Raw genomic sequence first — 14293 nt, forward strand, 5'->3', positions numbered from 1 at the left:
AGTGTGGCTGCGGGCAACCCGAATTCGAGGCTGGTGGCGGTGAAGCTGGCGACGACGTCGGGGCCGCTGACGCGGCGGTGGGCGGTGCACGCCAGTAGGTAGCGGGAGTGGTCGTCGAGCCAGTTGAGGATCTCGGTGTCGGTGCCATCAGCCAGGGGCCAGTGGGTGAAGTCCGATTGCCAGCATTCGTTCGGTTGTTCGGCGGCGAAGCGGTGGTAGGAGCTGCGGGGGCGTTTGCGTGGTTGGGGGGTGATCAGGCCGTGGTGGTGCAGGATGCGCCGGATGGTGGAGGTCGATGGCACTGGCAGGCCTTGGCGGGCCAGGTGGTTTTGCAGGGTGATGGGTCCGGCGTCCAGGCCTTCGGCGGTGAGTTTTTCGCGAAGTAAAACGATGGCGGCGATGACGTCATCGGAGATCCTGCGGGGGTTGCTGGCGGGGCGTCGGGAGCGGGGTGCAAGCGCATCGAGGCCGCCGGCACGGTAGCGGGCTAATAAGCGGTAGAGGTGTTGGCGGGATAGCCCGTAGGTGCGGGCTGCAGCAGTCACCGACAGATTTCCGCTGAGGACTTCCAGGACGGCCACACGCGCTTTGGACATGACCCATGACTGTCACCTATGACCCGACTCATCGACCATCACCGCAGGTGTCACCCATGTCCCGACTCACCTGTCACCTATGTCGTGAACTCACACACCCCCTCGGACACTTTTTCTTGTGATGAAGTCGGGTCATCGGTTATGGCCCGCTCCGACCATGTGGGGTTTCGCCCGGCTTTGAGCGATAGCTACTGCAGTGAGCCGGGATTGACCGAAAGAGTCGCTCAAAGGCGGGCAACGCTCCTGCCGGCCGACGGCAAGGCACGCCGGTCAGCATGGTCAGGCTCCGCTTTGGCCGGCTGCGGCATGGCCGAGCTGAATCACCAAAGCCCCAACAGTCGTACGCTCGATGGGGAGATGACTCGTCCAGGCGCGTACCTTCGCCAGTCGGCGCCACGCACCTTTGACAACCGCCGTGACGCCGGCCGGGCCCTGGCCGGTCTCGTAACGGCCTACCTGCCCGGCGTATCGAGCACCCAGGGCCTGGTGGTGCTGGGATTGGCCCGCGGCGGAGTGCCGGTCGCCTGGGAGGTCGCCGCGGCGCTGCGGGCGCCGCTGGACGTGTTCCTGGTCCGCAAGCTCGGTGTGCCGCAGCAGCCGGAGTTGGCGATGGGTGCGTTGGCCGGCGGCCAGGTGGTGATGAATGACGAGGTGGTCCGCAGCCTGGGTATCAGCACCGACGTGGTGGCGTCGGTGATCGAGCGCGAGACCGCCGAATTGCGCCGCCGCGAACGTGTCTACCGCGGCGACCGGCCGGCGGCCGATCTGCGCGGCCGGGTGGTGATCTTGGTCGACGACGGAATCGCGACCGGAGCCAGTGTGCTGGCGGCGGTGCGGGCGGTCCAGGCGGCCGAACCGGCCTCGATCATCGTCGCGGTGCCGGTGGCGCCACGCTCGGCGTGCCGAAAGATCGCCCAAGAGGCCGACGACGTCGTCTGCGTCACGACCCCCGACGCCTTCGATGCAGTAGGGCAGGCCTATCGCGACTTCGACCAGACCGACGACGACGAAGTGCGAGACCTGCTGGCCGCACCGACTACCAGGCGAGCAGCGGGCTAATCGGCCGGGTGCGCGGCGATATCGTCGGCGGTCTCAGCGGCCGCCTCGGCGGCCTCAGCGTCGAAGTCCGCCACCGCAGCGGCGTCGGAACTCTCGATGTCGACACTGTCGTCATCGTCGGCGGGAAACTCGTCCTCATCGACAGCGTCCCCGGCAACCACTGGGGCTTCGACCGCAGGGGCGTTCGCGCGCCGCTCCCGCAACGCGTCCACGATCAGCAGCAGCACGCCCAGCACGCTCGCACCGATACAGACCCAAGCCACCAGCGCATTGCTGGTGACGACGGCGAATACCAATGCGGCAAGGCCGATTACCGCCAATACCAATGCGATCACCAGCATCGAATCACCTCCAGTCCGACGGACGAACTATTCGACTCCGACGGTCAGTTGGTGCCGCGGTTGAAATGGTTGAACCCGCCGCCGTCGCCGGTGGCGCTGCTGTCGACCGGCGCCGCCGAGCCGCGCTGGCCCAGCTCCTCGAGCTGCGATTCCAGGTAGGTCTTGAGCCGGGTGCGGTACTCACGCTCGAAGGTGCGCAGTTGTTCGAGACGGCCTTCCAGCACGGTGCGCTGCTGGTTGATGGTGCCCATGATCTCGGAGTGCTTGCGTTCGGCGTCGGCCTGCAGGGCGTCGGCCTTCTCCTGAGCCTGGCGCAGCTGGGTCTCCGAGCGAGTCTGGGCGTCTGTCAGCATCGCGTCGGCGCGCTGACGGGCTTCGGCGACCGTCGTCTCCGCGGTCTGCCGTGCCTCGGTGAGGATCTGGTCGGCGTTGGCGCGGGCGTCGGCCATCAGCTTCTCCGACTCGGCCCGGGCGGTGCCGGTCAACCGGTCGGCGGTGTCCTGGGCCAGGCTCAGCACGCGGGCCGCCTTGAGGTGCTGCTCCTCGGAAGGTGCTTCCTGGACCGCCGGTGCGGCGACCACCGGCTGCGGCGGTGCCACCGGCTCGGGGGCGGGCTCATAGACCGGGATCGAGGGGATCGACTGGGCGCCGCCACCGGCACGAGCCGCGGCCAAGTCCTGGTCGAGCTCGCTGACCCGCTGACGCAGGTCGGCGTTCTCCTCGATGAGGCGAGTCAGCTCGGTCTCCACCAAGTCCAGGAAGGCGTCGACCTCGTCCTCGTTGTAGCCGCGCTTCCCAATAGGCGGTTTGCTGAACGCGACGTTATGTACGTCGGCAGGTGTTAGTGGCATCGTCTGCCCCCTTGAGTCAGGTAGTAGTAGCGCCGATCGGGCACGGTAGTCGACCGGGAAAACGCTCGCCGTGTGTAACTGCCGTCCATCCTGTCACATCCGCCGCTGTGCTCGGCAATGTGAATGATATTAAGAGCGAATTTCAAATTGCTGCCACAAAAGTCACGCTTTGGCAAACGCAAGCCCTGACGGCGATCGGCGATCCGCGCCGGTGAGCGGCGCAGCAGCCCGCCGCGGCTAGACCAAAACCCCCGGGAACTGGGGTTCGGGCTACCACCGGCAGTCGTCGGCGGTGCCGCCCTTCCGGTTGCGGGCAGCAAAGCGCTTAGGCGTCCAGCCAGCGAAATGTGATCTATTTCGCTGGGTGTCCAAACGTGTCGCCAGCCGGTCCGGCGGCCCCGCCCGGCCCCCGGGGGGTACCGGTCCGGCCACCCGCGCCGTATTATTCACAATCGCGACCCGTAATTATTCATGGCGAGGTCGCTCCGCGCGGGACCGACCGGAGGGACACTCGGGAATGACAAGCAATGACGTGGTCATGGCGACCAGTGCGGCGGACTCGGCAGCCGTCGACGAGATCCGATCTCGCTACGCCGAACTCCTCGGCCGCCAGGCCGCCCTGGGCGCAGCGCTCTTCGCAGCGGTCGGCTCGACAGACCCGGCTTTCGGCGAGGCGCACCGCGCGGTGCAGGCATCCATCGACCAGGTGGTGCGGCCGCAGTTGCAGGCCGCGGTGGGGCTGATCTTCCCCGCCCTCGCCGGCGTCGAGCGTTCGCGGCTACTGGTGGAAGGCCTGCTCGGTGACATCCAACTGATCGAGCAGGTGGCGGTTCGAATCGCCCACGGCACCGACCGGGTGCAGTTGGTCGCGCACGCGGAGGCGCTGCGGGTCCTGCTGGAGGCGCTGCTGGGTAAGGTCGCCGACCTGTTGCTGCCCGCGCTGGCGCAGGCCAGCGGTGTCTCGCTGGCCGCACTGGCCGCCGAACTTCCCGGCCTGGACGACGTCGCGTCCGGGCCCGCCCAACCCGCCAATCCCGGCCCTGCGGCCCACGGACACGAGGGCCACACCGGGTGCGGCTGCGGCGAGGAAGACGACGAGATGCCCGAGCTCGATGTGCGGGAGATTCCGCACGCCATCCGGCACGCGACGGTGTTCGGCGCCTTCGACGCGGTCCCGGTGGGCGGTTCGATGCTGCTGGTGGCCCCGCACGACCCGCTGCCGCTGCTGCGCCAGCTCGCCGAGCGCAGCGGTGGCCGGCTGGCGGTCGGCTACGAGGAGCGTGGCCCCGAGGCGTGGCGGTTGCGACTGACCCGGGTCTGAGTTCTCCGGGCCGCGGCCGTCACGCGGCGTGCTGCAGGGCCAGTTCCATGCCGACGAACGCGATCAACAGCAGCACCATGATCGAGAGATCGATGCGCACCGCGCCGATGGTCAACTGCGGGATGAGGCGTCGCAGCAGCTTCACCGGTGGATCGGTGATGCTCATGATCAGCTCCAAGATCACCACGGTGGCACCCGTTGGGTGCCAGTCACGGCTGAACGAGCGGATGAACTCGATGACGATTCGGGCGATCAGCAACAGCCAGAAGACAAATAGCGCGATACCGAGAATCGTGAAGAACAGCGCCAACGGAATGCGACCTTACTGACGAGGGTGTGCCCGCATCAGCAGTGCTGACCGGCTCGACTGCCGTTCCAGCCTACCGATACGCGTAGAAGCCGGTCTCGGCGATGCGGCGACGCTCCTCCGGAGACACGTCGACGTCGGCCGGCGACAGCAGAAACACCTTGGTCGCGACCTTGTCGAAGGAGCCACGCAGGGCGAAGGCAAGACCAGCCGCGAAGTCGACCAGCCGCTTGGCGTCGGCGTTGTCCATCGACACCAGGTCCATGATCACCGGGGTGCCGTCGCGGAACCGCTCGCCGATGGTGCGCGCTTCGCTGTAGTCCTTGGGGCGCAGCGTGGTGATCTTGGACAGCGGGCTGCTCTCGTCGAACATCTGCGCCATCCGGCGCGGCTCCATCGCCAGGGCGCCGCGGGTCGAGCCACGCAACGAGGAGAACCGACGCTCGAAGTCCCGGGGACGGTCGAACTCACGCGCCCGGTAGCGGGGGTCGTCCTCGTAGCCGCCGCCCCGGTAGCCCGCCGGCGCGTCGTCGTAGTCGCGGTCCTCGAAACGGTCGTCGTAGCGGCTCTCCGAGCGGCCGCCGACACGGTCGAAAACATCCTCGCCGAATCGCTCCGCCCGAGGCGCGTAGTCACGCGACCCGGCGCGGTCATCGCCGTCGTCGTAGTAGTCGTCGTCGTAGTCCTCCATAGGAGCCATCCCGAAGTAGGCCTTGACCTTGTGGAGTGTGCTCATCCTTGGACCCTTCTAGGCTGATGACTGTGATGAAGGTGTGACTGAAGTGACTAATAACGGTGACGGTAACGGCAGCGAGCGCGTTGGCGCGGCACCGACACGCGGACAGCTCCCACCGGTTTCATCCACCCCCTCCAGCGACCTCTACCGCGGACTCATTCCAGCCAGATCAGGGACGCCAGCCGGCCGGTGAGTCCGTCGCGACGGTGACTGAACAGCTTCGGGTCCGCCGCGGTGCAACGCGGGTCGGCGTCAATGGACTCCACGCCCAATCCCCTTAGTTGACGGGCGATTCCAGCCCGCAGGTCCAGCCCGGGCGTGCCCGCCGACGTGACGGTGCGACTGCCCGGCAACGCCGCCTCGACCTCGTCGGCCATCGCGGCGGGCACCTCGTAATTCAGCCCGCTGACCGCCGGGCCCAGCAAAACCGAAACGTCACCCGCCCGTGCCCCCGCCGCCAGCATCGCCTCCAGTGCGCGAGCGACCACACCGTGCTGCGCGCCGACCCGGCCGGCGTGGACGGCGGCGACCACCCCCGCACGGGCGTCGGCCATGAGCACCGGGACGCAGTCGGCGGTCACCACCACCATCGCCAACCGGGGCACGGTGGTGACCAGAGCATCGGTGGCGTCGATCGGGGTGTCACGTGGGCCGTCGACGACCACCACGTGGTCACCGTGGACCTGATTCATCCACACCAGCCGGTCGGCGCCGAGGCCGGTGGCCTTGGCCAGCCGCGCACGGTTGGCCGCCACCGCCGCCGGGTCGTCACCGACGTGGTCGCCGAGGTTGAAGCTGTCGAACGGGGCCGCCGAGATACCGCCGGACCGGGTGGTCGTCACCCGCCGGATGCGAAAAGTCATGCGGTAAATCTAGTGCCGCATGAAGGGTGGCACGTCGACGTCGTCGTCGTCGCAGCCGTCATCGCCATTGCGTCCGCCGACGCTGACCGTGGCACCGTTGGTGGGAGCCGGCACACTGACCGCATCCACCGGGTCGAACAGCGATGTGGTGACCTTGCCGGCCTGTCCGGGCGCCATCGCGTGCCGGGCCGCACCGGACGTACCGGTCACCGGCTTGCGGCCGGAGCCCGCCGAGTCGAAGCCGGCCGCGATCACCGTCACCCGCACCTCGTCACCGAGGGAGTCGTCGATCACGGTGCCGAAGATGATGTTGGCCTCGGGGTGCGCGGCGTCCTGAACCAGCGATGCCGCCTCGTTGATCTCGAACAACCCCAGGTCACTGCCGCCGGCGACCGACATCAGCACGCCCTGGGCGCCTTCCATCGAGGCTTCCAGCAGCGGCGAGTTGATCGCGATCTCGGCGGCCTTGAGCGCCCGCCCGTCGCCGCGGGCCGAGCCGATGCCCATCAGCGCGGTGCCGGCGCCGCTCATGATGCCCTTGACGTCGGCGAAGTCGACGTTGATCAGGCCGGGGGTGGTGATCAGGTCGGTGATGCCCTGGACACCGTTGAGCAGCACCTCGTCGGCGCTGCGGAACGCGTCCATCAGCGAGACCTGGGCGTCGCCCATCTGCAGCAGTCGGTCGTTGGGGATCACGATCAGGGTGTCGCAGCTCTCCCGCAGCGCGCCGATGCCGTTCTCGGCCTGGTTGCTGCGCCGCTTGCCCTCGAAGGAGAACGGCCGGGTGACCACGCCGACGGTCAGCGCGCCCAGCTTGCGGGCGATGGTCGCGACCACCGGTGCACCGCCGGTGCCGGTGCCGCCGCCCTCGCCGGCGGTGACGAACACCATGTCGGCGCCGCGCAGCAGCTCCTCGATCTCGTCCTTGGCGTCTTCGGCGGCCCGACGACCCACTTCGGGGTCGGCGCCGGCACCGAGGCCGCGGGTGGAGTCACGGCCGACGTCGAGTTTGACGTCGGCGTCGCTCATCAACAATGCCTGTGCGTCGGTGTTGATCGCGATGAACTCGACGCCCTTGAGCCCCTGCTCGATCATCCGGTTGACGGCATTGACGCCGCCACCACCGATACCCACGACTTTGATGACGGCCAGATAGTTGTGCGGTGGGGTCATCGTTCGTCTTCCTCCCTGGTGGGATTGGAGTCCTCTCTGGGGCCGGGCTTGGCGCGGAACTTCCCGATTCTGTCTTCAACAAACCCTGCCAAACCCTCAACCTCAACCAAAGGCTTAGAGTTATGTCAAGTTGTTCCGCGCAACCGCCACAGTAGGGCCGCCGCGGCCGTCATCGGCGCCGACGCGCCGAGACACGCCCGGCGAATTTTCCTGTAGGGCCAGGTCTTCCCGCTGCCCCTCTCGCCGAGTGTGAACCTGGCGACGGGATTTCCGCGTGTCGTGCAGCCGGGTTCACACTCGCCGGCCAACGACGGGTCGTTCGGCGGCGCTATCGGACGGTGGGCAGGTCCGGGCTCGACACGTCATAGGTGTGGCCGGGCTGGGTCAACAACGCCGCCAGCTTCTGTGCCTTCTCCGCGGTGCGGTCGGTGTTGCCCCACACCACCACCCGGCCGTCGGCCAGCGTCAGGGTGATCGACGCCACCGACGGGGCGGCCACCCGGCTGATCTGCCCGGCAACCTCGGGCGCCAGCGAGGTCATCACCTGCAGGGCGGCCAGGGTGGACGGGTCCGCCGGGCCGGGATTCTCCACGTCGAAGAACGGCAGCATCCTCGGCGGCGCTCCGGTCGCGAAGTCGACGCCGTCCCGGTCGAACAGGTGCGGGCCGTCCGGAAAGTCCTTGTAGACCACCGGGACCCGCTCGACGATCGCGATCCCCAGCACCGAGGGGTACTGGCGCTGTACCCGAGTGCTGGCCACCCGTCGGATCGTCGCGACCCGGTCGGCCACACTGCCGGTGTCGATCTGCAACAGCGGCGTGCCCAGCTGCACCCGCGCGACGTCCAGCACTTCCTCACGGGTCACCGCAGCGATCCCGGTGACCTCGATCTCGCGCGCCGACATGAGCGGTGTGAAGTACAAGATGAGCCCGAGCCCGACGACGAGCACCGCTGCCAGAAACACGGCCAGCACCAGCTTCAGGCCCCGAATGGTGCCGCGGGAAACGCCCTTGGCCGGTTCGGCAGAACCGGTGCGCAGTCGCCGCTTGGCCTCGCGGCGAGCCTGTTCGATCGCCTCGGCGCGCGCCTGCGCGGCGCGCCGCTCCGCGCGCTCTCGGCGGGCCCGGCGCCGCGGTCCCTCCACCTCGGCGGGCTCGTCGGCGGCCTCCGCCTCCCCGTCATCCGCGGCGGCTGCGCCGACCTCCCTCTGCGGGACAACATCCGAGTCCGGTTCGCCGGCTTCGTCGGCTTCGGGTGCCTGCGTTACTTCGGTTTCCGGGGCGTCTGCGGCGTGCTCCGGCTCATCCGGTGGCACGGCCGGGGTGTCGGGCGGCATGGTCACAACGCGCCCGGGCGGCCGGGAGGGGTCCGATCGCTGCGCGCCCGCAGCGCGGTGACGATCTCCGGTCCCAGCACGGTGACGTCGCCGGCACCCATGGTGATGATCACGTCACCCGCACCGGCCGCCGCGGCCACCGCCTCGGGCACCGCGGAAAAATCCGGCAGGTAATGCACCGGCACGCTGACGTGTTCGGCCACACTGGCGCCGCTCACCCCGGGCAACGGCTGCTCGCGCGCGCCGTAGACGTCCAGAACGAAAACTTCGTCGGCACCGTCCAGTGAGCGGCCGAACTCGGCGGCGAACTCCTTTGTCCGCGAATACAGATGCGGCTGGAACACCACCAGGCTGCGCCCCGTCCCCTGCTCGTCCAGCAGGGCGCGGACCGCGGTCAGCGTCGCGGCGATCTCGGTGGGATGGTGCGCGTAGTCGTCGAAGACCCGCACCGACCCCGTGGCGCCCGCCGACCCGACCAGCTCGAATCGGCGACGCACCCCGTCGAACCCGGCCAGGCCGTCGAGCACCGCGTCCAGCGGCGCGCCGACCTCGACCGCCGCCAGCAGCGCACCGAGGGCGTTGAGCGCCATGTGGCGTCCGGGGACCGAGAGTCGCATCGCCCTGCGCTCGACCGTCCCGGCCAGCGTGATCTCGGCGACCGCTCCGGTTCCCTGCTGCTCCCAACTGACCAGCTCGCCGTCGAGCGCCGCCGTCCCGGTGCCTTCGCTGCCGTAGCGCAGTACCCGGATGCCCTGTGCCGCAGTGCGGTCGGCCAGCTCGGCGCCGCCGGGGTCATCGACGCATACCACCGCCGCCCCACCCGGCGCGATGCGCTCGACGAACGCGTCGAACACCTGCGTGTAGGCCTCGGCACTGCCGAAGAAGTCGAGGTGATCGGCCTCGATGTTGGTCACCACCGCGACGTTGGGGGTGTACTCCAACAGCGAGCCGTCGCTCTCGTCGGCCTCGGCGACGAACAGCGGCCCGCTGCCGTGATGGGCGTTGGTGCCGGCTTCTGCACCGGCAGAACCCAATTCGCCGCCGACCGCGAACGACGGATCCAGCCCACAGTGCTGCAACGCGACCACCAGCATCGACGTCGTGGTCGTCTTGCCGTGGGTGCCGGTGACCATCAGCGTGGTACGCCCGGCCATCAGCTTCGCCAGCACCGCCGGGCGCAACACCACCGGGATGCCGCGGCGACGGGCCTCGACGAGTTCGGGGTTGGTCTTGGGGATCGCCGCGTGGGTGGTGACCACCGTGGTGACCCCACCGGGCAGCAGGTCCAGGGCCGACGCGTCGTGGCCGATGCGCACCTGCGCGCCCCGGGCCCGCAGCGCGTGAATTCCGCGGGACTCCTTGGCATCCGAGCCCGAGACAAGGCCCCCGCGGTCCAGCAGGATGCGGGCGATGCCGGACATGCCCGCTCCCCCGATGCCGACCATGTGCACCCGGCTCAGCTCCGGCGGCAGTTGGTCGGAGCTCATGTGCCACTCCTCGATCGCCGAGCAGCGGCGACATCCAGTGCGACCCTGCTCATGCCGCTCACTGGCCGCCCCTCGCTGCGCTCGCGACTTCCAGTGCGACGGAAGCCACCCGTCGCGCCGCCTCCGGATGCCCGGCCAGGACCGCGGCACTGGTCATCGCGGCCAGCCGCGCCTCATCGGTGAGCAGCCCGGCGACGGTGTCGGCCACGAAATCCGGGGTCAGCGACGCGTCGTCGACCAAGATTCCGCCCCCGGCGTTGACCACCGGAAGTGCGTTGAGGCGCTGTTCACCGTTGCCGATCGGCAGCGGCACGTAGACCGCGGGCAGCCCGACCGCCGACACTTCGGCAACCGTCATCGCCCCGGAGCGGCAGATCGCCAAGTCCGCGGCCGCATACGCCAGGTCCATCCGGTCCAGGTAGGGAACCGCGACGTACGGCGGATCACCCGCGCCTGGCTCCGGCAGGTCCAGGGTGTTCTTCGGTCCGTGCGCGTGCAGCACCGAAACGCCAGCGGCAGCAAGTTGTTTGGCCGCCCCGGCCACCGCCTGGTTGATCGACCGGGCCCCCTGCGATCCGCCGAACACCAGCAGTACCCGGGCATCGTCGGAATAGCCGAATTCGGCGCGGGCCGCCGCACGCAGCGCCGCCCGGTCCAATGTGGTGATCGCCGCGCGGACCGGCACCCCGACCACCTCCGGGTTGGCCAGACCGCAATCGGGAACGGCCGACAGCACCCGCTGCGCGCCCCGAGCGCCGACGCGGTTGGCCAGGCCGGCGCGGGCGTTGGCCTCGTGGATCACCACCGGCACGCGCTTTCCGACCAGACCGCGCGCGGCCAGATACGCCGGTAGCGCCACGTAGCCGCCGAAGCCGATCACCACGTCGGCCTGCACGTCGCGCAGCACCGCCCGGGTCTCCCGGACCGCCCGCAGCACCCGCAGTGGCAGCCGGGCGAGGTCGGCGTTGATCTTGCGGGGCAACGGCACCGGGGTGATCAACTCCAGGTCGTAGCCGCGGGCCGGCACCAGCCGGGTCTCCAGACCGCGGGCGGTGCCCAGCGCGGTGATCCGGACGTCGGCGTCCAGGGCGCGAAGCGCGTCGGCAACCGCCATCGCAGGCTCGACATGGCCGGCAGTGCCTCCGCCGGCAAGGACTACCGATAACGACGCACCGCGGTCCGATGAGATGACCGAGTCGTTCACTCCCTTATCGCTGACCTTCCAATGCGCGTACGCGTCCGCCGGTCGGACGCGCCCCGGCGTGACGCCGGCCGCCTCCATTTTGCCCTGCGCGCCCGGCGCCTCGACTGGCTGCCCGGGCCGGCGCCTGCGCGGCGGTGCGCTGCCGGCCCGACCGAGCCGGAGTCTGCCCGGTCGACTGGGCTGTTCTTGGCCGGGTGGCCGACTGCGGACGCGAGCGCAGCCGGTCACGCAGGGCCTCCAGACGAGTCGGCGAGTACGGCTCGGGCAGCGGCAGCCGCAGGATCCGGTTCATCCGGTCATCCTGGCCGGCCCGCAGCGCCGCCACGGCCTCCGGTTCGTGCCGGGCCGCGTTGGCCATGATTCCGACCATGAACAGCGTTGTCGCCGTGGATGTTCCGCCCGCAGAAATGAGGGGCAGCTGGATTCCGGTGACGGGCAACAGCCCGATCACGTAGCCGACGTTGATGAACGACTGACCGATCACCCACATCGTGGTGGCCGCCGTCAACAGCCGCAGGAACGGGTCCGCGGAGCGCTTCGCGATCCGCATGCCGGTGTAGGCGAACAGCCCGAACAGCGCCAGCAGCCCGAAGCCGCCGATGAAGCCGAGCTCCTCGCCAATGATGGCGAAGATGAAGTCGTTGTGCGCGTTGGGCAGGTAGTTCCATTTCGCGGTGCCCTGCCCCAGTCCGTCGCCGAAGATGCCGCCGTTGGCCAGCGCGAACTTCGCCTGTCGCGCCTGGTAACCGGCGCCCTGCAGGTCGGCGTCGGGGTCCAGCCAGGACCGCACCCGGTCGGAGCGGTAGCCCTCGGTCACCGCCATGATCGCGGCGGCGGCGACGATGGCCGTCAGCGACGTGAGGAACACCCGCAGCGGCAGACCGGCGTACCACAACAGCGACAGCAGGATGATGCCCAGCGAGACCGTCTGCCCCAGGTCGGGCTGGGCGACGATCAGCACCAGCGCGACCACGGCGGCCGGCACCAACGGGACCAGCATCTCGCTCAACGTCGCCCGCTCCATGCGCCGGCTCGCCAACAGGTGTGCGCCCCAGATCACGAAGGCGATCTTGGCCAGCTCGGAGGGCTGCATGGAGAAACCGGCGACGACGAACCAGCCGCGGGAGCCGTTGGACAACGTGCCGATGCCCGGGATCAGCACCAGCACCAGCAGCACGATGGTGAAGGCGAAACCGGCAAATGCCATCCGGCGCATGAACCGGACCGGCATCCGCAACGCCACGTAGCAGCCGACCAGCCCGATCACGGTCCACAGCACCTGCTTGCCGAAGATCCGCCACGCGGACCCGTCGGTGCCGTAGGACTCCACCCCGGAGGCCGACAGCACCATGATCAGGCCGAGTGTGGTCAGCAGTGCGGCCACGGCCACGATCAGATGAAATGACGTCATCGGCCGGCCCAGCCAGGCACCGAACCGGGTGCGCGGCTCGGCCTTAGCGGGCTTGCCCGCAGTTTGGTCGGAGGAGGCGGTGGTGTTCTCGGCCCCGGCATCCCGCCGCAGCCGGGCCAGGATGCCGATCACACCGATCCCGCCGCGGAACGCGCAGCGGCGGCGAACGCGTCGCCCCGGGCGCCGTAGCCGGAGAACTGGTCGAAGGATGCCCCCGCCGGAGCCAACAGCACCGTGTCTCCGGGCCGGGCCAGGTCGCGCGCGGCGGCCACCACCGCCGTCATCACCCGCGAGCCCAGCGTCTCATCGGCCCCATCAGCTACTCGCTTCACATGAGTAACTGGAGACACAGCAGTATCACCCATATCACTATCCTCGCCCGTCACAACGTGGACGACGGGGACATCCGGTGCGTGTCGTGATAACGCCTTGGCAACCTCGCCGCGATCTCGGCCGATCAGTACGGCCCCGGCCAGGTGAGGAGCGATTCTGGCGACGGTCGGGGCGATCGTGGCGCCCTTGAGCAGTCCGCCGGCCACCCAGATCACCCGCGGGTGGGCCAGCACCGATGCCTCGGCCGCGTGCGGGTTGGTGGCCTTGGAGTCGTCGACGTAGCTGATCCCACCGTCGACGACGACCAGTTCGGCGCGATGCCGCCCGACCTGGAACGCCGCCAGTGCGGCGGCGATCGCCTCCGGGGGCACGTCGACGCTGCGGGCCAGTGCGGCGGCAGCCAGCGCGTCCAGGATCCCGACCGGGCCGGGCACCGGTATCGACGCCGCCGCGGCCAGCGCCACCTCGTCGCCCCCCGCTGCCACAAAGGCCCGGTCCACCAGCATGCCGTCGATTACGCCCAGCTCACCGGGAGCCGGTTCGCCGAGCCGGAAACCCACCTTCACCGCGGCGGGGGCGGTGTCGCGCAGCGCCGCGGCAGGCGCGTCGTCCATCCCGACCACCGCCACCCGGCCGGCCAGCGCGCGGGCCTTGTCGGCGGTGTAGGCCGCCATGCTGCCGTGCCAGTCCAGGTGGTCCTCGGCGATGTTGAGCACCGCGCCGGCCTCGGGGCGCAGCGACGGGGCCCAGTGCAGCTGGAAACTGGACAGCTCGACGGCCAGCAGTTCGGATTCATGCGGCGGTCCCAGCACATCGAGCACCGGACTGCCGATGTTGCCGCACAACTGGGCGCGGCGGCCCGCGGCCAACAGCATGGCGTGCAGCATGGACGTGGTCGTGGTCTTGCCGTTGGTGCCGGTCACCACCAGCCAGCGCCGCGGCGGCCCGTAGTGGCCCGCGACGTCGAGGCGCCAGGCCAGCTCCACATCACCCCAGATCGGTACCCCGGCCGCCGCGGCGGCGGCCAGTACCGGGGTGTCCGGGCCGAATCCGGGGCTGGTGACCACCAGCGTGTAGCCGTGGATCTGCGCGGCAGCCTCGACCGGGGTGCAGGTGGTGACCTCGGGATGGGCTTGCAGCGCGGCCACGTTGTCGTCGCACAGCGTCACGTCCAGCCCGAACGGCGCCAACGCATTGAGGATGGCCCGGCCGGTGACGCCGGCCCCGGCGACCAGCACCCGCGCGCCGGCGGACAGCGGGGCCAACTCGGGCATG

Annotated in this window: 14 protein-coding genes; 2 read left to right on the forward strand and 12 right to left on the reverse strand. The window is 69.6% G+C overall.

The genetic code is table 11. From position 1 onward, the window contains the following. A partial coding sequence (locus tag ACJH5R_RS10185; protein ID WP_406781858.1) for a helix-turn-helix domain-containing protein occupies positions 1-596 on the reverse strand: 596 nt, incomplete at its 3' end. Positions 597-953: 357 nt separating this feature from the next. On the opposite strand from ACJH5R_RS10185, the gene ACJH5R_RS10190 reads away from it, so the two are divergent. After that, on the forward strand, positions 954-1655 hold the full coding sequence (locus tag ACJH5R_RS10190; RefSeq protein WP_406781859.1) for a phosphoribosyltransferase: 702 nt from the start codon (positions 954-956) through the stop codon (positions 1653-1655). Here the strand turns inward: ACJH5R_RS10190 and ACJH5R_RS10195 are convergent. After that, positions 1652-1996, reverse strand: coding sequence for a hypothetical protein (locus tag ACJH5R_RS10195; protein WP_406781860.1), 345 nt, complete (start codon positions 1994-1996; stop codon positions 1652-1654). The two genes, ACJH5R_RS10190 and ACJH5R_RS10195, sit on opposite strands and share 4 nt — an antisense overlap. Before the next feature lie 44 nt (positions 1997-2040). Next, the gene (locus tag ACJH5R_RS10200) at positions 2041-2847 is read right to left on the reverse strand and encodes a DivIVA domain-containing protein (RefSeq protein ID WP_406758388.1); all 807 of its coding nucleotides are present in this window, start codon (positions 2845-2847) and stop codon (positions 2041-2043) included. A 517-nt stretch (positions 2848-3364) separates the two neighbouring features. Between ACJH5R_RS10200 and ACJH5R_RS10205 the strand changes: the two genes are divergently transcribed. Next, positions 3365-4168: a DUF2249 domain-containing protein gene (locus ACJH5R_RS10205; protein ID WP_406758387.1), complete on the forward strand. Its 804-nt coding sequence runs from the start codon at positions 3365-3367 to the stop codon at positions 4166-4168. 19 nt (positions 4169-4187) lie between these two features. Here ACJH5R_RS10205 and ACJH5R_RS10210 read toward each other — a convergent pair whose 3' ends face one another. The 9 genes from ACJH5R_RS10210 to murD form a co-directional block, all read right to left on the reverse strand. Beyond that, positions 4188-4478 (reverse strand): YggT family protein, encoded by a 291-nt coding sequence (locus tag ACJH5R_RS10210; protein WP_024440472.1) that lies wholly within the window; start codon positions 4476-4478, stop codon positions 4188-4190. 70 nt (positions 4479-4548) lie between these two features. Continuing rightward, positions 4549-5211: a cell division protein SepF gene (locus tag ACJH5R_RS10215; protein WP_406758386.1), complete on the reverse strand. Its 663-nt coding sequence runs from the start codon at positions 5209-5211 to the stop codon at positions 4549-4551. 155 nt (positions 5212-5366) lie between these two features. Beyond that, positions 5367-6074 (reverse strand): peptidoglycan editing factor PgeF, encoded by a 708-nt coding sequence (pgeF, locus tag ACJH5R_RS10220; protein WP_406781861.1) that lies wholly within the window; start codon positions 6072-6074, stop codon positions 5367-5369. A gap of 9 nt (positions 6075-6083) precedes the next feature. Beyond that, the gene (ftsZ, locus tag ACJH5R_RS10225; protein ID WP_406758384.1) at positions 6084-7247 is read right to left on the reverse strand and encodes a cell division protein FtsZ; all 1164 of its coding nucleotides are present in this window, start codon (positions 7245-7247) and stop codon (positions 6084-6086) included. 328 nt (positions 7248-7575) lie between these two features. Continuing rightward, positions 7576-8583, reverse strand: a complete 1008-nt coding sequence (locus ACJH5R_RS10230) for a cell division protein FtsQ/DivIB (RefSeq protein ID WP_406782019.1) — start codon at positions 8581-8583, stop codon at positions 7576-7578. Between the two features lie 2 nt (positions 8584-8585). Continuing rightward, positions 8586-10070 carry a UDP-N-acetylmuramate--L-alanine ligase gene (murC, locus tag ACJH5R_RS10235; protein ID WP_406758383.1) on the reverse strand — a complete coding sequence of 495 codons (1485 nt, stop codon included), beginning with the start codon at positions 10068-10070 and terminating at the stop codon, positions 8586-8588. 58 nt (positions 10071-10128) lie between these two features. After that, a complete protein-coding gene (murG, locus tag ACJH5R_RS10240) occupies positions 10129-11352 on the reverse strand; it encodes an undecaprenyldiphospho-muramoylpentapeptide beta-N-acetylglucosaminyltransferase (protein ID WP_406781862.1) in 1224 nt (407 codons plus the stop codon). Further along, positions 11279-12817, reverse strand: a complete 1539-nt coding sequence (gene ftsW / locus ACJH5R_RS10245) for a putative lipid II flippase FtsW (RefSeq protein ID WP_406781863.1) — start codon at positions 12815-12817, stop codon at positions 11279-11281. The genes murG and ftsW overlap by 74 nt, the downstream gene beginning before the upstream one ends. Next, positions 12814-14292: a UDP-N-acetylmuramoyl-L-alanine--D-glutamate ligase gene (gene murD, locus ACJH5R_RS10250; RefSeq protein WP_406781864.1), complete on the reverse strand. Its 1479-nt coding sequence runs from the start codon at positions 14290-14292 to the stop codon at positions 12814-12816. The genes ftsW and murD overlap by 4 nt, the downstream gene beginning before the upstream one ends. Position 14293: the final 1 nt, after the last annotated feature.

Source organism: Mycobacterium sp. SMC-19 (assembly GCF_045310815.1).
GTDB lineage: Bacteria > Actinomycetota > Actinomycetes > Mycobacteriales > Mycobacteriaceae > Mycobacterium.